20 protein-coding genes are annotated in these 16,709 nt (G+C 63.3%); 6 read left to right on the top strand and 14 right to left on the bottom strand.

Annotated features, from left to right (window positions below; all coding sequences use genetic code 11):
* Positions 1 to 118 precede the first annotated feature (118 nt).
* From K675_RS0123475 to K675_RS0123495, 5 genes are all read left to right on the top strand, one after another.
* Positions 119 to 673: an ankyrin repeat domain-containing protein gene (locus K675_RS0123475; RefSeq protein WP_017905914.1), complete on the top strand. Its 555-nt coding sequence runs from the start codon at positions 119 to 121 to the stop codon at positions 671 to 673.
* Positions 674 to 720: 47 nt separating this feature from the next.
* Complete coding sequence (locus K675_RS0123480) at positions 721 to 1,068, top strand: DUF7079 family protein (protein ID WP_017905915.1); 348 nt, start codon at positions 721 to 723, stop codon at positions 1,066 to 1,068.
* Positions 1,069 to 1,355: 287 nt separating this feature from the next.
* Positions 1,356 to 2,597 (top strand): type II and III secretion system protein family protein, encoded by a 1,242-nt coding sequence (locus K675_RS0123485; protein WP_026145481.1) that lies wholly within the window; start codon positions 1,356 to 1,358, stop codon positions 2,595 to 2,597.
* Positions 2,594 to 3,301, top strand: coding sequence for a tetratricopeptide repeat protein (locus tag K675_RS0123490; RefSeq protein WP_017905917.1), 708 nt, complete (start codon positions 2,594 to 2,596; stop codon positions 3,299 to 3,301). Before K675_RS0123485 ends, K675_RS0123490 begins: the two co-directional genes overlap by 4 nt.
* 15 nt (positions 3,302 to 3,316) lie before the next feature.
* Positions 3,317 to 3,583 (top strand): DUF3613 domain-containing protein, encoded by a 267-nt coding sequence (locus K675_RS0123495; RefSeq protein WP_017905918.1) that lies wholly within the window; start codon positions 3,317 to 3,319, stop codon positions 3,581 to 3,583.
* A gap of 50 nt (positions 3,584 to 3,633) precedes the next feature.
* On the opposite strand, the gene K675_RS0123500 is transcribed toward K675_RS0123495, so the two are convergent.
* The 12 genes from K675_RS0123500 to K675_RS0123555 all read right to left on the bottom strand — a co-directional run bounded on the left by K675_RS0123500 (position 3,634) and on the right by K675_RS0123555 (position 13,913).
* Positions 3,634 to 4,602, bottom strand: coding sequence for a type II secretion system F family protein (locus tag K675_RS0123500; protein WP_017905919.1), 969 nt, complete (start codon positions 4,600 to 4,602; stop codon positions 3,634 to 3,636).
* A gap of 29 nt (positions 4,603 to 4,631) precedes the next feature.
* Complete coding sequence (locus K675_RS0123505; protein WP_017905920.1) at positions 4,632 to 5,618, bottom strand: type II secretion system F family protein; 987 nt, start codon at positions 5,616 to 5,618, stop codon at positions 4,632 to 4,634.
* A complete protein-coding gene (locus K675_RS0123510; protein WP_017905921.1) occupies positions 5,615 to 7,057 on the bottom strand; it encodes a CpaF family protein in 1,443 nt (480 codons plus the stop codon). Before K675_RS0123510 ends, K675_RS0123505 begins: the two co-directional genes overlap by 4 nt.
* Before the next feature lie 3 nt (positions 7,058 to 7,060).
* A complete protein-coding gene (locus K675_RS0123515; RefSeq protein WP_017905922.1) occupies positions 7,061 to 8,281 on the bottom strand; it encodes an AAA family ATPase in 1,221 nt (406 codons plus the stop codon).
* Positions 8,275 to 8,769, bottom strand: a complete 495-nt coding sequence (locus tag K675_RS0123520; RefSeq protein ID WP_017905923.1) for a TadE/TadG family type IV pilus assembly protein — start codon at positions 8,767 to 8,769, stop codon at positions 8,275 to 8,277. The genes K675_RS0123515 and K675_RS0123520 overlap by 7 nt, the downstream gene beginning before the upstream one ends.
* A complete protein-coding gene (locus K675_RS0123525; protein ID WP_017905924.1) occupies positions 8,769 to 9,248 on the bottom strand; it encodes a TadE/TadG family type IV pilus assembly protein in 480 nt (159 codons plus the stop codon). Before K675_RS0123525 ends, K675_RS0123520 begins: the two co-directional genes overlap by 1 nt.
* Before the next feature lie 8 nt (positions 9,249 to 9,256).
* Positions 9,257 to 10,588 carry a Tad domain-containing protein gene (locus tag K675_RS0123530; RefSeq protein WP_026145482.1) on the bottom strand — a complete coding sequence of 444 codons (1,332 nt, stop codon included), beginning with the start codon at positions 10,586 to 10,588 and terminating at the stop codon, positions 9,257 to 9,259.
* Between the two features lie 57 nt (positions 10,589 to 10,645).
* A complete protein-coding gene (cpaB, locus tag K675_RS0123535) occupies positions 10,646 to 11,464 on the bottom strand; it encodes a Flp pilus assembly protein CpaB (RefSeq protein ID WP_017905926.1) in 819 nt (272 codons plus the stop codon).
* A 15-nt stretch (positions 11,465 to 11,479) separates the two neighbouring features.
* Positions 11,480 to 12,808 (bottom strand): ATPase AAA, encoded by a 1,329-nt coding sequence (locus tag K675_RS0123540; RefSeq protein WP_017905927.1) that lies wholly within the window; start codon positions 12,806 to 12,808, stop codon positions 11,480 to 11,482.
* Between the two features lie 2 nt (positions 12,809 to 12,810).
* A complete protein-coding gene (locus K675_RS0123545) occupies positions 12,811 to 13,341 on the bottom strand; it encodes an A24 family peptidase (protein ID WP_026145483.1) in 531 nt (176 codons plus the stop codon).
* A gap of 27 nt (positions 13,342 to 13,368) precedes the next feature.
* Positions 13,369 to 13,563 (bottom strand): Flp family type IVb pilin, encoded by a 195-nt coding sequence (locus tag K675_RS0123550; RefSeq protein ID WP_017905929.1) that lies wholly within the window; start codon positions 13,561 to 13,563, stop codon positions 13,369 to 13,371.
* A 155-nt stretch (positions 13,564 to 13,718) separates the two neighbouring features.
* On the bottom strand, positions 13,719 to 13,913 hold the full coding sequence (locus K675_RS0123555) for a Flp family type IVb pilin (protein ID WP_026145484.1): 195 nt from the start codon (positions 13,911 to 13,913) through the stop codon (positions 13,719 to 13,721).
* Positions 13,914 to 14,192: 279 nt separating this feature from the next.
* Here K675_RS0123555 and K675_RS0123560 point away from each other — a divergent pair, with 279 nt between their 5' ends.
* The gene (locus K675_RS0123560; RefSeq protein ID WP_017905931.1) at positions 14,193 to 15,077 is read left to right on the top strand and encodes a helix-turn-helix transcriptional regulator; all 885 of its coding nucleotides are present in this window, start codon (positions 14,193 to 14,195) and stop codon (positions 15,075 to 15,077) included.
* Positions 15,078 to 15,146: 69 nt separating this feature from the next.
* Here the strand turns inward: K675_RS0123560 and K675_RS0123565 are convergent, their stop codons facing one another.
* Both K675_RS0123565 and K675_RS0123570 read right to left on the bottom strand, forming a co-directional pair.
* Positions 15,147 to 15,935: a class I SAM-dependent methyltransferase gene (locus K675_RS0123565; protein ID WP_017905932.1), complete on the bottom strand. Its 789-nt coding sequence runs from the start codon at positions 15,933 to 15,935 to the stop codon at positions 15,147 to 15,149.
* Between the two features lie 65 nt (positions 15,936 to 16,000).
* On the bottom strand, positions 16,001 to 16,709 hold a 709-nt coding region (locus K675_RS0123570), incomplete at its 5' end, for a lipocalin family protein (protein WP_017905933.1).

Here is a 16,709-nt window from a genome sequence, read left to right on the forward strand (position 1 = left end):
ATGTCGAACCGGATGAACCGGCCAGTTCCACATGCACCCGCCACCCTGCCCCGGTCCGCGTTTTCCACCACGGCCGACCACGCTATAGTGCCTATTCACCCCTCATGAGCGGAACGACATGAGCGCACTGCAGAGTCTCGTTGAACAGGCCTACGAGCAGGCCAAGCATGGCAAGTGGGATCAACTTCTGTCCGAATGGAACGAGCTGCCGCCGCTTGCCCGACGCTGCTGCCATTACCAGAAAGCCTCTTCCGGCTGGACCTTTCTGCACCAGGCCGCCTACTTCGGCCATGAAGTCGCCTGCCGCGCACTGATCCGTGCGGGCGCCTCGCTCGACAGCGTGACCTACAAGGAGCAGACGGCGGCGGATATCGCCCGGAACCAGGGGCATCCCCTGCTGGCCGAGCTTCTGCAACGGGCCTCGCGGCACAGCGAATCACTCTGGGTCAGCCCGAATGATCCGGACCTGCTGCCCAGCAGCAACGCCTGGAGCGAAGCCAGGGAACATCGTGCGCAGGAAGCGATACTGGTGGCCTATGCCGGTGGCGTGGTCAGGATTGCCAAGGGCGACCGCTACTTTACGGACTCGTTCGAGCGCACCCTGGTGGGCTGGCACGGCACTTATGATCCGCCTTGCGGGATGGACGGCGAATCGATCCTGACCGGCGTCTAGCCCGCGCTGACAATGCACGCCGAACATCCACTGAAGGAGCGTCATGGATGGGATCCGTTGAAAGCAGCCGCCTGAAGATCTGGCAAGCCCTCTCGTCCCTGTTTCTCGATACCGAGATCGACGAACTGACCTACGACTACATTGCGCGTACCGTGCTTGAATCCGGTTACCCAACGGAAGAAGTGCATCGCATCCTGTGGAACGAAGTCTTTCCGGTTCTGGAAGCGAACCTCAGGTGTGTTGCCGGGGAATGGGCCGGCTGGTCGGATGATTGGCTTGCGCAGCACCTCGAGGCGAATGACAAGCCGGTGACCGGCAAACGCCGTGGCGCCATCGCCAGGGAGATCGCGACATGCTGGGAGCATGTCGCATCGAGAGTATCGGGTCGTACCTGACTCCGATTGCCGGGCCGAACGGCCATTCCCGGGCAGTGAAAGTTTTTCCTTTCGATCATGGCGCTTTGCTTTGATTGAACTACCTTTTCACACAAGGAACGAGCCATTGCGGCTTGTATCACCCCAAGTCGTTCTCAACGATCGGTCGGCGAAGCAGCCAGGCCTGCTCCCCTGATCGTGCGCGGTGTCGAGGATATCGCTGGAATCACTGGTGGTTGGTGTGGAGGGCAGTTCTGGGATAGCCCAGTCAGCCCACGGACGGTCTGCTCGGCGAGGGTGTACCTATCATGACGTATCGTAGCGTGCCTGTTTTCAAGACAATGGTTCATGGCCTGCTATGGATGGGCCTGGGAATGGAAGCAGCCCAGGCCGCGACTGGAAACTGTGCGCAGTTGGCCAGCCTGCCCACGGTTCACGAGGTGGGCCAGGGGCTTCAGGATGAACTGCGCATGCCGGTTCCCATTACCCAACTGGCCGTGGGCGACCCGAAAATCGCCGACGTGCAGACCAGCGGCGGCAGCGCCTTCATTCTCACCGGCATGGCACCCGGCGCCACCAGCCTGATGGTCTGGACCGCCTGTTCGCCGACACCCCGCCAGAGCATGGTATTCGTCAAGGGCAAGGCCACCGCCGCGTTGACCAGCGGGTCGACGGTCCCGTCCGAAGACCCGCTGCTGCCGAGCCAGGTGCAGACCGACATTCGCTTCGTCGAAGTCAGCCGCAGCAAACTGAAAGAGGCCAGCACCTCGATCTTCGGCAAGAGCGGCAACTTCCTGTTCGGCTCGCCGGGCACGGTCCCCGGCGTGACGGTGACCCCCGGCCGACTTGGCAACCTGGCGCCCAATATCCCGCTCAACAACAACTCGTTCAATATCGGCATCGGCGGCGGCAATGTACTGGGGCTGATCAACTCCCTGGAAGGCAGCGGCTTCGCCTACACCCTGGCACGGCCGAGCCTGGTGGCCCTCAGCGGTCAGAGTGCAAGCTTCCTGGCCGGTGGCGAGGTGCCGATTCCGGTGCCCAGCTCAGGCAGCGATACCATCTCCATCGAGTACAAGGAGTTCGGTGTCCGCCTGACCCTCACCCCGACCATCATCGGCAGCGGGCGCATTGCCCTGAAGGTGGCCCCCGAAGTCAGCGAACTGGACTACAGCAACGGCGTGCAGATCTCCGGCATCGTGGTTCCGGCACTGACCGTGCGGCGTACCGACACCAGCATTTCCCTGGCCGATGGCGAAAGCTTCGTCATCAGCGGCCTGATCAGCAGCCGCAACACCGCCCAGGTGAACAAGTTTCCGGGGCTGGGCGATATCCCGGTGCTCGGCGCATTCTTTCGCAACAATACCCTCAACCGCGATGAGCGCGAGTTGTTGATGATCGTTACGCCGCACCTGGTTCAACCACTGGCGGCCAATGCCAAGCTGCCTTCATTGCCAGGCGAACAACTGCGCAACTACGACCCGAACTTCTATCGCATGTACTTCCTCGAAAGCGGCGACTTCGACAACCGCATGGGGCTCTCGCAATGAAAGCGGTCGTGGCGCTGGCGGCAACAGCGCTGCTCACCGGTTGTGCCGGCAATGCCCTGTCCTCCCGACCGGCCAGTTGCACGCCTCCCGCCTCGGATCAACAACTGACCCTGAATCTGGCCGACGAAATGATCAACGATGGTCGTCTATACGCCAGCCTGGCGAACCTGGAAGGCCTACCCGACAATCTGGTTCAGGTGCGCCTGCGCAAGGCCCGCATCCTGCGCCTGCTCGGTCGCAATGACGCCGAACCGTTGTACCGGGGCCTTCTGGGCACTTGCCTGGCGGCGGAAGGCGAGCATGGCCTGGGTCAGTTGGCGGCGGCCCGCAACGACAATGCGACGGCCCTGGCACACCTCGAGCGGGCAGCGAGAATGTCACCCACCGATGAAAAGATCCGCAATGACTTGGGAGTCGTGTACCTCAACCAACGGCGGATCAACGACGCCCGCTTCGAGTTCCTGACCGCCCTGGAACTCAAGCAGTCCGACTCGCTGGCCGCCTTCAACCTGGTGACATTGTTGATCTACGAGGATAACTGGAAGCAGGCCGCGGAACTGGCGAGCCGCGCCAATCTGGGCCCCAGGCAGGTCAGCGAGGCGCAAGCCCGGGCCGAGAAACTCAAGGGCCAGGCCCGGAACGTGGCGGCCGCCGAGGGTGCGCGTCCGGCCGCCGATGCCTCTGCCGACAGTGCGATCAAGTAGAGATGAGGAGTCGAGATGAATACCAAGAGGCTGTTGATGGTGTCCCTGGCCTGCCTGTCCACGTCCGCCTGGGCTATCGATCCGGGCCCCTCGTCAGAGCAGCAGCAAGGTACCGAACAGTGGCTGCAACTGCAGGTCCGCGGCGTGGTGGCCTCGCCCAAACCGCAGACCGCCTCGGCCGCCGAACGCGATCTGGCCATGCAACGCTGGCTCAACAGTTTCAACTACCCGATCCCCGAGCGTTACCAGCAGAAGGAATCGGGCAACATCAGCGGCAAATGAGCCAGCCGCGGGGCCTGGCCCGCGCCTCGTCCTGAACCGCCCCCCCGGGCTCACGGACTGCCGAAGGCCTGGAACACCCCGATCATGGCCGGGCCGATCGCAATCAGGAAGAAGCTTGGCCACAGGCAGAAAATCAGCGGAAAGATCAGCTGGGTGCCGATTTTCGCGCCTGCCTCCTCGGCCGCCTGGGTACGCCGGTCACGGAACTCGTCGGCATAGATACGCAGGGTTTCGGCCACGCTGGTACCGAAACGTATACTCTGTGCCAGCAGACTGACCAACCCCTGCACATCCTCCAGCCCGGTGCGCACGGCCAGTTGCTTGAGCGCCTCGGTGTTGCTGACTCCGGCACGGATCTGCGCATTGACCAGCGCCAGTTCCTCGGCCAGTTCGACCTGGCTGAGCGCCATCTCCTCGGCCACCCGTTCGATGGTCGTCGGCAAGGCCAGGCCCGATTCCACGCAAACCACCATCAGATCCAGTGCATCCGGAAAAGCCACTCGCAGCCGCCGCTGCCGCCGTTGCTTGCGCTTGCCGACGTACAGCGCCGGCAGCAACCAGGCGAGGCCCGCCACCAGGACCAGCAACAGCAGGCCGACGGCCAGGGAAAGTCTGGGAATCAGCGGCAACAGCAGCACCCCGAGCCCCAGCAGCAGCAACGGCAGCAGCAGGCGCACCGCCCAATACACCTGTACCGCCGAAGACGAGCGATACCCGGCATGGATCAACAGCAGTCGAGTGGCGGATGCCTGCGCGGTCTCGGTCGAACCGAACTGCTGCCCTACCCGCTCCAGCAACATTTGCAGGCCACCCGGCACGTGCGGCCCCACCGTGGTGCCGATGTGCCCGCGCTTGATCGATGCCAGACGGCGCCGCATCGGATCCTGAAGCCCCATCAACAACAGGATGACGGTGACCACCGCCAGCACCGTGCTCAAACCGATCGCGCTGACGAACAACAGGCGAGCCAGCGCCTCATTCTCCGTCACCCGACTGAACACCCCGAGCAGATAATCCATGACGCGCCCCTCCACAGGTTGAGAACCGCCTACACCTGAATGCGGATGATTCTGCGTATCCAGAGAATCCCGACCAACATGGCGCAGAACGCGCCAATGATCATCCTGTGGCCGACCGGATCATTGATCAGCACCGGCAGGTAGCTGGGGGTGGTGACCAGGATCACCGCCGCCAGCACGAAGGGGATGGAAACCAGCACCCAGGCCGACATGCGCCCTTCGGCCGACAGGGTCCTGATCTTGCGCTGAAAGCGAAAGCGTCCGCGGATCAACCGGCTCAAGCGCTCCAGCACCTCGGTCAGGTTGCCGCCGGTCTCGCGATGGATGAGGATCGACGTCACCAGCATCATCACCGTCATGCTCGGCATCCGTTCCAACAGGCCGAGCATGGCCCGGCGCACGTCATTGCCATAGTTGATATCGGCGAAGGTCAGGCCGAACTCATGGGCCACCGGGCCCTTCTGATCCTCGCAGACCAGGCGCAGGGTGTCGTTGAACGGATGCCCGGCGCGCAACGCGCGGCACATGGCATCCAGGGCATCGGCCAGCCCCGCCTCGAAAGCGGCAAAACGCCGGCTGCGGTCCCGGAAGATTTTCAGCAGCGGCAGGCTGGCGACCAGCAGTGCCACCAGCAGCGCCAGCCACCAGGAGGACGCCATCAGCAGCGCCAACGCGCCCGCCCCTGCGCCCATGCCGATCCCGATCAGCAGCACCCGATAGGCCCGGTATTCATGTCCGGACTGCTCGATCAATTGCGTCAGATCCGCCATGAACGGCAGTTGCTCCAGCGCCGCTTCCAGAGGCGACAGACGGGTCAGGTATTTCTGCCGCAGCACGGTCTGCATGTTCGGCAGGTTATTGGCCTTCTCCAACACATGCAGGCGGTTGCGGATGCGCTTGCGCATCCTGCTCGCCTCACCGAACACCGGCACCACCACACTCTGGGCCAGGAGGAAGGCGGCGGTGAACACCATGCCGAGGAAGATCAGGATGAATTCGGCGGATAGGTGGTTCATGACTGGCGCCCCTCCATCCACTCGGGCCGGAACAGCGCGAGCGGCAGCTCGATACCGCGCTTGGTCAGCACCTCGCGAAAGGCCGGGATCATCCCGCTGGGCCGGTAATCGCCCTGCACTTCGCCGTTTTCCCCCACGCCACTGCGGACGAACGAGAAAATCTCGCTCATGGTGATGATCTCGCCCTCCATGCCATTGATCTCCTGCACGCTGACCAGGCGCCGCTTGCCATCCTCCTGGCGCTCGAGCTGGATCACCACATCGATGGCCGAGGCGATCTGCTGACGCATGGCCTTGATCGGGAACGTGGCCCCGGTCATCGACACCATGTTCTCGATGCGCCCCAGCGCGTCGCGCGCGGTGTTGGCGTGGATGGTGGTCAACGAGCCGTCGTGTCCGGTGTTCATCGCCGTGAGCATGTCCAGGGCCTCGACGCCACGCACTTCGCCGATGACGATACGGTCAGGTCGCATGCGCAGACTGTTGCGCACCAGCTCGCGCTGGCTCACCTCGCCACGCCCCTCGATGTTGCAGGGCCGGGTTTCCAGGCGCACCACATGGGGCTGCTGCAGTTGCAGCTCGGCCGAGTCCTCGATGGTGACGATCCGCTCATTCAGCGGAATGTAGCTGGACAGCACATTGAGCAGGGTCGTCTTGCCGCTGCCGGTGCCGCCGGAGATCAGCACGTTCAGGCGACCGCGAACGATCGCCTTGAGCAGCAGCGCGATGGCCGGGGTCAGGGTGCCGACCTGGATCAGGCTGTCGGTGTTGAGCAGGTCCACGGCAAAGCGGCGGATCGACATGCTCGGCCCGTCGATGGCCAGCGGCGGAATGATCGCGTTGACCCGCGAACCGTCCTTGAGCCGGGCGTCGACCAACGGCGAGGACTCGTCGATACGCCGCCCCAGACTGGAGACGATGCGGTCGATGATGTTCAGCAGGTGCTGATCGTCGCGAAAGCGCACATCGGTCTTCTGCAACTTGCCGAACCGCTCGACATACACCGAGGCGTGGCCGTTGACCAGGATATCGGACACGCTGTGGTCCGCCAGCAGCGGCTCCAGCGGGCCGAGGCCGAGCACCTCGTCGGTGATCTGCTTGATGATCAGTTGACGACTGGCCGAACTGACCGGCGCCGAATGCTCCTCCAGCAGGCGCTGGCAGATATCGCGGATCTGCCGAGCGGCCTCGGCCGGCTCCAGGGCGTCGAGCAGCGACAGGTCCATCACCTTGAGCAATTGCTGATAGATCCTTTCCCGCCATTCGGCTTCCACCGGGGTCACCTGGCTCCTGGTCTCGTACGGGATATCCGGCGCGGCGCGCTCCCAGGCCATCAATTGCTCGACGGGGACCTGCGGCTCATCGCCCTGCTGGCCGGCCAGTGCCACGAGGGGTTTGCCGGACTGCCTGCGCAAGCGGTTACGAAATTCACTGATCATGGCTCACCCCTTGAATATGCGGTTGAAGGCGCGTTTGAACAGGCCGTTGTTCCCGACCATCGGGCTGCCGAACAATTGTCCGGTCATCTCGCGCATCGCCACGGTGATCGGCGCACGCGGTGCCTGCAGTCCCAGCGGCACGCCGGAGTTCTGGCTCTGGTTGACCAGGCCGAAGTCGTTGGGCAGTTTCAGCAGGTTCACGCAACGCAACGCCTCGCCAATGTCCTTGAGACTGACAGGCGCGGCCTTGTCGTAGCGGTTGACCACCACCTGCAACTGGTCCCCGCGCACGCCCAGGTCTTCGCGAAGAATCCGCATCAGCGAACTGGCATCACGCAGGTGGCAGACGCTTTGCTGCACCACCACGTAGACCCGGTCCGCCTGCTCCAGCACGGAACCGGTGAGGTGGTCGATTTGCCTTGGCAGGTCGACCACCACCCAGTCGTAGCTGGCGCGGGCCAGTTGCAGCAAGGTATCGACCTGTTCCGGCTGGGCATCCTGGGCCAGGCACAACTCACCGGCCCGCCCGCCCAGGACATGCAAGGTCGGGCTGAAATGGCTGCAGAATCCACGCAACGCCACGCTGTCCATGCCATCGACCTGCTGCAGCACCTCCAGGTGGCTGTGGGACTGCGCCACCTCCAGGTAATGCGCGACGCTGCCAAATTGCAGGTCCATGTCCAGCAACAGGGTGTTGCTGCTCCTCAGGCTGAGCTGATGGGCCAGGTTGCAGGCCAACAGGGTCCCGCCGGAGCCGCCCTTGGCGCTCATCACGGCGATCAGCTTGCCTTGCGCACCGATGCTGGCCCGGGCCTCGGCGACCAGCCGATTGAGCGCGGCAACCAATTCCGTCTCGGCGATCGGCTCCGGCAGCACGTCACGGGCACCGGCCTGCATCGCCAGGCGCATGGCGTCCTGCTCGTTCAACAATCCGCACACCAGCAGCGCGGGGCGTTCATGGGACGGGCGCTGGAGCAGTGCCGCCAACTCCTCGCGCCACAGGTGGCTGACCCGCAACAACAGCAGATCGGGCATCCGCTCCAGGCCATGGAGCGGGTCGACATGCCCGTTGCTCACCAGGCGGGTGCTGACTTCCAGGCTGGGTATGCGCTGGCAGACACCTTGCAGATCACGTAGCGCCGTGGCATCGCGACTGCTGACCAGCAGGCGCAGCCCGGACTTGCCGGTCGCCAGGTTCAACGGGGTTTCCTTGATGTTCAGCATGGCGTGACCTCCCCCGATTCGGAGTGATGCCCAAGGGCCTCGCGTGGCAGGATCGCCCTGAAGGTGGGCAAGGTAATGGCCACGCCAAGGCCGGGAATGAACAGGTTGAAGACGTAGCCCGACAGGCTCACCTGGACATAACGGATGGCGCGAAATCCCGTGGTACTGGTGGTGTCGTTGGGATTGGCCACCACCGCGCCACTAGCGTCCAGGTAACTCAGCACCAGGTTCGTGGTGTTCAGGTTGGTGATCAGCGTGCTCGGGCCGGTGTTGCCTGCGGCATTGAATATCGCCCGCTGCAGCACCACCGGGTCGCTGATATTGCACACCGCCGCCAGGCGCGCGCCGCGCCGCACCGACTCATCGAGACTATTGACCGTGAAGCACAGGCGGCCCATTTCCAGCACGCCAAACAACACGATGAAGACCAGCAGGCCGACAATGGCGAATTCCACCGTGTAGAGCCCACGCATCTGTTGGCGATTCATCACAGCACCCTCATGACGGTGGTAGCGACCAGGGGAATGCTCAGCGCGATCGGCGTCGGGAAAAAACCGCTGAGCGAGCCGCTGCAGGCGCCGCCACCGATCACCGGGCAGAAGGTGTAGTTGATGCTGACCTGCACATGGTTGCTGCCCAGAGCGCTGACCGTCACATTGGCGGTCGTCAGCCCCGACACCACGGCATTCCCGGTATTGCTCGGCACACCGTAGACCGCCACGTTCTGCGTCTGGGTCTGTAGTGAGCTGCTCAGCACGACGGTCCCCAGTGTCGGGTTCCAGGCCTGGCCGGCGACGTAGCGCCCGGCATCGCGAGTGGCCTGCAACAGGGTGTTGTACTGGAACAGCATCCGGCCGAATTCACCCAGTGCCAGCAGCAACAGCAGCAACAACGGCAGAACCAGGGTGAATTCGATCAGGGCCAGGCCTTGCTGGTCCCTGGGCGGTCTGAACGCATGAAGTCCCATGACGCCTCCTACGAGTCGTTGCTCGGGGTGCCACTGCCATTGATATAGGTCTTGTAGAGTTGAATGATCAGCGGACCGGTGTCTCCCGAAGGATTGGGCCCCGGCACGTTATCGCCCTCGCACTCGCTGACGAACTGGCCGAAGATCTCCGACGTGCTCCCGCTGCCACCGGCCGGCTGCACGACGAAGTAGCAGCCAAAGCCCAGTACCGGAATCGAAGTGGCCCCGTTGTTTTTCCCGGTGCAGTCACCGATCACCACCTTGAGCATCCGCCGCTCGAAGACCCCGCCGCTCTGGCAGCCGCTGCCGGAACCGGCGACACAGGCCGCCATGCTCGCCCGCCAGTCGTTGTAGTCCAGCAGTGCCTGGCCGCCGGCGGTGAGCGAGCCGTTGCTCGAGGTGACGGTCTGGCCGTTGTACTGCAGGGTTCCCGAATTGTCGCTGATCATCGGCGTGCTGTAGCTGATCACCAGGTCGGGCGGATAGTCCGTGGCGCTCATCCCGCCGGTGTACTGACCGAAGCGGGTATTCAGGCCCTGGGAGGTCGGGCCGACCTTGTTGCCCGGCGAAGTCGTGACATTTTCCCCGACGCTGCGGCAGACCGAGCCGCCGCCGGCCAGGTCCTCCCGGACCGCGCTGCCACCCGAGCCGAAATCGAGCAGTTGGAAGTTGCCCGGGCCAATGGCGGATGAGGTGCCCGAACCGGTCTTCAGATCCTGCAGGTCGCCAAAGCGATAACCCCAGAAATTGCCCGCGCCAGGGTTGTACTGCGTGGGGTCGCCGCACACCATCAACGGCGCAAGATCGCACGGGCTGGTGGGGCTTGGTCCGGCGGTGGCCATCGCCACCACCTTCTTGCCACCCAGGCCGGCGCTGCCCATTGACTGCACGAAGCTCCAGAAAAATCCGCTCAGGCTGTAGCTGGGCACCGTGACCCGCACATAGGTGGCATCGGCTGGCCCGGGATAGGAAAACGGCCCGTAGACACTGTTGGCCAGTTCCACCACCGCGAAGCCCGCCGCATTGCCGCCGATGGCCGCCGCCAGTTCGCTGTTGCCGGCGGCATCGGCATTGAGTGTCAGCGTGCTCAGTGCGGCAGCGCGCGTGGTGGCGGCAATGCCGGTGCCGCCACTGACCTGGCTGAGGGTCTTGGCGCCACTGAGGGCCGCGGCGTCCACCGCATTCTGCAGGCGGGTCTTGTTCAGCAGCATGTGCCCGCCGTCCAGCGCCAGGGCTGCCAGCAGGGTAATCGCCGCCAGGGCGATCACCATCAAAACGGCTACCGAGCCGCGCTGGAGCCGTGGCATCAGCGATAACCGCAGTTGAATTCGAGGACACATCGTCAGTCCCTCACTTGCCGTCACTGAATCGGATCGCCTGCCCCACCGGGGGCCCGCTCACTGCACGTTGACCACGCGGGCTTCGATGCCACGGATCACGGTAATGGTCCCGCCACCGCTATTGCGGCGGGGCGCGACGGGCTTGGGCGGCGGCGCGGCACTGGCGACGGTCACCGGCGGTTCGACAGGTGCCACGGGCGCGCTGGCCAGCGGCTTCTTGTCCACGGTCAGCGGGTTGCGCAAGGCCAGTTGCAACTTGCCTTCGGTTTGTGCCGTGACCAGGCTTTCGGCCTCGGCGGCGGTCATTTCCAGGGTCACCGCACGCACCACCACCGGCTGGGTCTTGTCGGTGCCCGCGGTCTGGTCCACCGCCAGCACGCGCAGGTTCTCGAGGATGGTCCTGGACACCGCCTTGTTGCTGTTGCCATCGGTGTGCTTCGTCGCCAGCACATCGACCCGGTTGCCCGGCAGCAGGAACCCGCCCACGCCGACCACGTCGTCCACCCGGACCGAAATGGCCCGCTTGTCCGGTGCGATCAGCGAGGCCAGGGTGCTGCCGCCCAGGTGCTCGCTCAACCTGGCGCCACGGACGATGTCGCCGCGCAGGATGTCGAACGTGGCGATCTTGCCCACGGCCTTTTCAGGGGTGTCCAGGGCATCGTCCGGGATCGCCTCGATGGGCATGCGCACGGTCGTGACCTGCTGGGCCTCGACCATCTGCCCGAACGGAATCTCGACCGTGGAGACCACCACGTTTCGCAGGTGATCGTCCGGGCTGGCATTGAGCCGTGCGCTCAACCAGGCGTTGGCCATCCACGCGGCACCCAGGCCCATGACCAGGGAAATGCCAATCAGGGTTGCAGTACGAGAGCTCATGTGTGTATCTCCCACTCAAAGAAAGTCGAGTTGGACGAAGTAGTTGCGCCAGGCCCAGTCCAGTTCCTGCGGTGACAGCGGCCCGCTGCCGCCCTGGTAACGCTGGCGATCGAGCGCCATGTTCAGCAGGTCGCGCGGGTGACAAGGCACCAGCGGCATGCCTTCGACGGCGTAGAGTTTCTGCAGGGCATGGCGCACCAGCATCGGGTCATGCCGGATGCCCAGGCGCTCGCACTCCTGCCGCCAGATCCGTTCGTACTGGTCGGGCTTCAGGTAACCGAATTGCAGCTTGTAGCCAATGCGCCGCAGGAAAGCCTCGTCGGCCAATTCCAGGGGATTGAGGTTGGTGGAGAACACCAGGATCAGGTCGAACGGCAGCTCGCAATGGCGCCCGCCGCCCAGGTTGAGAAAGTCGCGCTTTTCTTCCATCGGCACGATCCAGCGGTTGAACAGCTCGGCGGGCGCCATGCGCTGGCGGCCCATGTCGTCGATGATGAACAGACCGTTGCCGGCCTTGAGCTGCAGAGCGGCCTGGTACTGGCGGGTAAAGGGATCGTAACGGATGTCCAGCTGCTCCATGCTCAACTCACCGCCGGTAATGACCAACGGGCGCTTGCAGCGCAGCAGTCGACGATCGACCCCCTTGTTGAGCATCAGGTTGTTCGGTTGCCCCTCGTCATCCAGGCGCTGATGCACCTGCGGGTCATAGATTTCGACCACCGATTCATTGATCGCAATGGCCTGGGGCACCCAGATGGGGTCGGCGAACAGCCGGATCAGCCGGCTGCTGACATAGGTCTTGCCGGTACCGGCCGGACCATAAATCATCAGCGCCCGCCCGGAGTTCAGCGCCACCCCCAGTTGATCGAGCATTTGCTCGGTGAGCACCACGCCATCGAGCGCCATGCGCATGTCGTGCGCACCGATCTTGCCGTGGTGGATGGTCTGCAGCTTGAGCAGGGAGCGATAGGTGCTCACCGGGAACGGTGCCGCCCCCATGTAGCCGCTGCGCGACAGCGCATCGCGGGCGGAGCTGCGACCGCGCTCGGTCAGGCCATAACGCAGCGATTGTCCGCCGGTTTGTGCTCCCGCCTGGCCCAGCACTTCGACGCGGCCGTCCTTGCGCAGAAACGCCAGGACCTCCTCCATCACGGCGCCGGTCAGCGCCAGGCGCTCCACCAGCCGTGGCATGTCCAGCACGCCGGCATCATGCAGGTGCTTGCAGACCAGGTCACCGAGAAAGCTGTCCGTCAGCCCCGTCTCGTTGATCGTGCACGGTTGGGGAGCGAGCCGTTGCACCGCTTCTCGTTCACTGTGATAAAGATCACTCTCGACGATGCGCATGACTAACCTCCCAACCCACTGGCAAACAGTTGCCAGCCGAGGGTGTTCAAGGTGCCCAGCAGAATGGCGATCGAATAAGGGAAAGGCTTGCCGGCCACTTCATCCGAAGTGGGTGCCAGATAGGCCTGTGCTCTCATGATCAGCCAGTAGCGTCCCAGGGTCTTGAACAACTGGCCGCGAATCAGCACGAGCAGCAAACCGCACAGGCCGCCCGCGATCAGGCTGAACAACGCCGCCCACAAGGCATCATGGAAAGGCAGAAAACCGCCGACCATGGCCATCAACTTGACATCGCCGGCCGCCATGCCGCCCATTGCATACAGGGGTATGAACAGGGCAAAACAGATCAGCACGCTCAACAGGCCATCGCCTAACCCGCCGAGACCCCCTGCATGGAATTGACCGACCCATCCCAGGGCCAGTCCCAACAGGACCAGCGTGTTGGGAATACGGTGGCGCAGCAGGTCGCTCGCCACCGCCACGCCAAGCAGTCCTATCAGCAAAACAGTAGAAAACAGCGGTTCCGTGGACATGGCGCGTCTCCCGGATGGGATGGGTCGTTAGCACGCAACGTTGTTGTTCACCGCCTGGCAAAGCGCCAGGATCCTGGTGTTCACCGCGCCACCCAACAGCGTGAATGCCGCTGCCACCGCGACGGTGATCAGCCCACCGGCCACTGCGTACTCGACGATGGTCAGGCCATTTTCATCCGCGCTGAACTGGCGTATCGCCGCTCTTATTGTTTGCAGTGTCATTTTGCACACCTCACTTGAGCATTCATGCAACCCGCAACTTGCATCGCCAGGGAAAGTTCGAAGTTCATCGAGTTACCCGTTGGTACTTCAATAAAGACAGTTATCACCGGTTATTCCACGAACAACCGTGCCGCCCCGGCAAAGAGTCGGGAGAGTCAGCACGCGACGTTGTTGTTGACGGCCTGGCACAGCGCTCTGATCTTGGTGTTCACGGCACCGCCCAGAAGAACGAATGCGGCAGCCACCAACACGGTAATCAAACCACCGGCCACTGCATATTCCACAATGGTCAGGCCATCTTCATCCTTGGCGAACTTCATTACCGAAGCCTTGATTGTTTGAAGATTCATTTCGCACACCTCATTCGCTTGTTGTTATTACCCAGAAGCAGCTCTTTTCAAACTGCTTGTGGCTACATTAGTCAGGGCACTTGCAGGAGGGTTAGGAGGATTTTGCGTATCCCTAGGACTTTTTTGCGGACAGGCACTTCAGGTACCCGTGGGCCCAACGGGGACATAGAACAGAGAGAACGGAGGTCAGCTTTTTTTATCGAGATTCAATCTGAAAAGGCGATGCCACTTTGGCAATACTGTTCATTGGATGGCCGAACGAACCTCAGAGCAGAGCGCATGACGTCGAAGGTGAGCCGAAAACCATCACTGCTGTGGTTCGATCGAACCCATGATCGAAGCACCCCCGAACTCATCAGGCCGTTCGAGCAGGCTTGCGACTGCACAGTGGCGAAAGAGCACGATTTCCCGGGCAAGCTGCACGCCGACATGATCTGCATCCACTTCGACCGCCCGGATACCCCGGGCCTCAGAATGCTGCTGGAGATCAAACACACGGCCCCTACCATCCCGATCACCATGTTCACCGTGCAACACTCCGAGGAACTGGCCGTATGGGCCATGCGTTCGTGTGTCTGGGAATACATGGTACTGCCCTTGAGCGTTGCCGAAAGGGATCGCTATCTGGCCGCAGTGCTACAGCTCCACGAGCTGCGTCGTGCGACCAACGAGCAGCGCAAGACCCCGCGGATCGACCATTCCCCGACCTTGCCAGGCAGCATCCGGATGACGGCAGACCATCAGAAGCACCAGGCGCTGAGCCATGTCCCGTTGTACATCGACCAGCACTTTCGCGACAGCATCGACCAGAAGGAACTGGCCGCACGCAGCGGCATGACCACCTTTCGCTTCAGCCGCCTGTTCAAGGAAACCTTCGGGCTCGGCTTCACCGACTACATCCTGAACAAGCGCATGGAGTTCGCCAAGGAGCTGCTGGACAACAGCCAGATGCCCATCACCAGCATCGGCTACGAAGCCGGCTTCAAGGACCCTTCCTACTTCGCACGCGCGTTCAAGCAGTTGGTCAACTGCACGCCGAGCGAATATCGCCTGACACGCCAGTTCGGAGCACGCGCAGCAATACAGCCGGCGCCGGACAACACGACCACCGAAATACTGGATAACCTGGTGCAGAGCCTCGGTGCGCAGAAAATGGAAGGTTGAGACTGAACGGGAAGCCTGGCTTGCCGTGACTGGCAGCGCCGCCCCGGGGCAGTCGAGACGCCCAGGCAACTAACCGGGAACACGCCCCTTCACTGCATTCGCCCGGGCACCATAGGTGATACGGCCCTCGGCATCTGCCGGCAGACGCTCATGCACCCGAGCCTTGAGCGAGGCCAGATCCTCTCCCGCCATCCTGGCGAGCGTCGCCCCTACACTCGGCGCACCGCGTGCGGTCGCCCAGAAATCGTCGAAATCGGCAAAGGTGCGGCTCACCTCGATCGCCCGGGTCTGGATATCAACCAGCCCTGCCGCCGCCCACAGATTGCGCATGTCTTCGACCCGCGAAGCCTCCGGACTGGGCGGTTTCGGCACTGCGATGCCCAACCCGCGGATCTCCGACAACAGCGCCTCATAGGGGAAGCCACCGCCGTACATATCCCAGGCATAGGCGGCAACGACGCCGCCAGGGCGCACGACCCTCGCCATCTCGGCAACGCCCTTGGCCGGCTCGGGAACGAAGAAAATCACCAGCGGCATCACTGCAATGTCGAACGCGTCCTCGTCGTAGGGCAGCGCCATCGCATCACCCAGCAGGAACGTGGTGGAGCCCAGCGCCGATCGCGTACGTGCATAGGCCAGTTGTGCCTCGGAAGGATCCACGCCGTCCACCGACACCGGCTCGCAGCGCCCGATCAGCATTTCGGTGAAGGCCCCGTTGCCACAGCCGATATCCAGCCAGCGCTGGCCCGGTGTCGGGGCTATCCAGTCAAGGAACGCCTCACCCGCCAGTTGGCTCCATTTGCCCATGTACCTCTCGTACGAGGCACCATCATTGAAGCGGATTTGTTCAGTGCTCATAAATCATCCTCTATATGGGCACGCTGCCGTCAGGCGAATATCAACCTGGCCATCTGGAAGCGGCCTCAATACCCGGTCATCTCCAGATACCCCACGCCCTGTTGGCTGCCACTCAGGCTGATCGGTCCCTCCCAATAGGAAAAGGTGTTACCCATCCACGCATCATCCCGCAACGGCTTCGTCTCGATGCGCAACTGCCTGCTCGGAATCTCCAACCGCCACTCCACCGGCAACTGGCGCCCGGCGATGCGGGCCTGCCGTCCTGGCGTCAGCACGATATCGTCGCCCTTGAGCACCTGCGCCTGGCCGTCCGCCCCAATCCAGGTCCCGGCCCGGTAAGCCTCGCCGCCCTGCTGTCGCACCTGGAACAGCATGACCTTCGAGCCATCGGTCAGGTGCAGGGAAAACCAGTCCCAGCCGGACTGCTCCGCTGCCAGCGGCTGGCTGCTCCACTCGCGGTCGAGCCAGGCCTGGCCGCTGACCTGTACCTCACGCCCGTCGACCTGCAGACTGCCATTCACCTGGAAATACGGCTGGCTGTAGTACCACGAGGCCTGCCCCTTGCCGGACTTCAGGCTATAGCCATGGTCACCCTGCAAGACCAACGGCCGATCGCTACTGAGGTGCAACCGGTAGCCGAAATCGCTGCCATGGGCCGTCAGCAACATCTGCCCCAAGCCCTGGTTGGTCGATGAGAGGCCGCGCAGTTGCCAGTTGTCGATCCAGGCATGCAACGGCTCGGCCTCGACCCCAGCCGTACCGACCCCGGCCCGG

The sequence above is a fragment of the Pseudomonas fuscovaginae SE-1 genome (assembly GCF_000364705.1).
GTDB classification, from domain to species: Bacteria; Pseudomonadota; Gammaproteobacteria; order Pseudomonadales; family Pseudomonadaceae; genus Aquipseudomonas; species Aquipseudomonas fuscovaginae_A.

What these genes read in the sequence shown, in the direction of transcription:
- K675_RS0123475 (WP_017905914.1), top strand. Translation starts at nt 119, where the DNA reads ATGAGCGCACTGCAGAGTCTCGTTGAACAGGCCTACGAGCAGGCCAAG.
- K675_RS0123480 (WP_017905915.1), top strand. Translation starts at nt 721, where the DNA reads ATGGGATCCGTTGAAAGCAGCCGCCTGAAGATCTGGCAAGCCCTCTCG.
- K675_RS0123485 (WP_026145481.1), top strand. Translation starts at nt 1,356, where the DNA reads ATGACGTATCGTAGCGTGCCTGTTTTCAAGACAATGGTTCATGGCCTG.
- K675_RS0123490 (WP_017905917.1), top strand. Translation starts at nt 2,594, where the DNA reads ATGAAAGCGGTCGTGGCGCTGGCGGCAACAGCGCTGCTCACCGGTTGT.
- K675_RS0123495 (WP_017905918.1), top strand. Translation starts at nt 3,317, where the DNA reads ATGAATACCAAGAGGCTGTTGATGGTGTCCCTGGCCTGCCTGTCCACG.
- K675_RS0123500 (WP_017905919.1), bottom strand. Translation starts at nt 4,602, where the DNA reads ATGGATTATCTGCTCGGGGTGTTCAGTCGGGTGACGGAGAATGAGGCG.
- K675_RS0123505 (WP_017905920.1), bottom strand. Translation starts at nt 5,618, where the DNA reads ATGAACCACCTATCCGCCGAATTCATCCTGATCTTCCTCGGCATGGTG.
- K675_RS0123510 (WP_017905921.1), bottom strand. Translation starts at nt 7,057, where the DNA reads ATGATCAGTGAATTTCGTAACCGCTTGCGCAGGCAGTCCGGCAAACCC.
- K675_RS0123515 (WP_017905922.1), bottom strand. Translation starts at nt 8,281, where the DNA reads ATGCTGAACATCAAGGAAACCCCGTTGAACCTGGCGACCGGCAAGTCC.
- K675_RS0123520 (WP_017905923.1), bottom strand. Translation starts at nt 8,769, where the DNA reads ATGAATCGCCAACAGATGCGTGGGCTCTACACGGTGGAATTCGCCATT.
- K675_RS0123525 (WP_017905924.1), bottom strand. Translation starts at nt 9,248, where the DNA reads ATGGGACTTCATGCGTTCAGACCGCCCAGGGACCAGCAAGGCCTGGCC.
- K675_RS0123530 (WP_026145482.1), bottom strand. Translation starts at nt 10,588, where the DNA reads ATGTGTCCTCGAATTCAACTGCGGTTATCGCTGATGCCACGGCTCCAG.
- cpaB (WP_017905926.1), bottom strand. Translation starts at nt 11,464, where the DNA reads ATGAGCTCTCGTACTGCAACCCTGATTGGCATTTCCCTGGTCATGGGC.
- K675_RS0123540 (WP_017905927.1), bottom strand. Translation starts at nt 12,808, where the DNA reads ATGCGCATCGTCGAGAGTGATCTTTATCACAGTGAACGAGAAGCGGTG.
- K675_RS0123545 (WP_026145483.1), bottom strand. Translation starts at nt 13,341, where the DNA reads ATGTCCACGGAACCGCTGTTTTCTACTGTTTTGCTGATAGGACTGCTT.
- K675_RS0123550 (WP_017905929.1), bottom strand. Translation starts at nt 13,563, where the DNA reads ATGACACTGCAAACAATAAGAGCGGCGATACGCCAGTTCAGCGCGGAT.
- K675_RS0123555 (WP_026145484.1), bottom strand. Translation starts at nt 13,913, where the DNA reads ATGAATCTTCAAACAATCAAGGCTTCGGTAATGAAGTTCGCCAAGGAT.
- K675_RS0123560 (WP_017905931.1), top strand. Translation starts at nt 14,193, where the DNA reads ATGACGTCGAAGGTGAGCCGAAAACCATCACTGCTGTGGTTCGATCGA.
- K675_RS0123565 (WP_017905932.1), bottom strand. Translation starts at nt 15,935, where the DNA reads ATGAGCACTGAACAAATCCGCTTCAATGATGGTGCCTCGTACGAGAGG.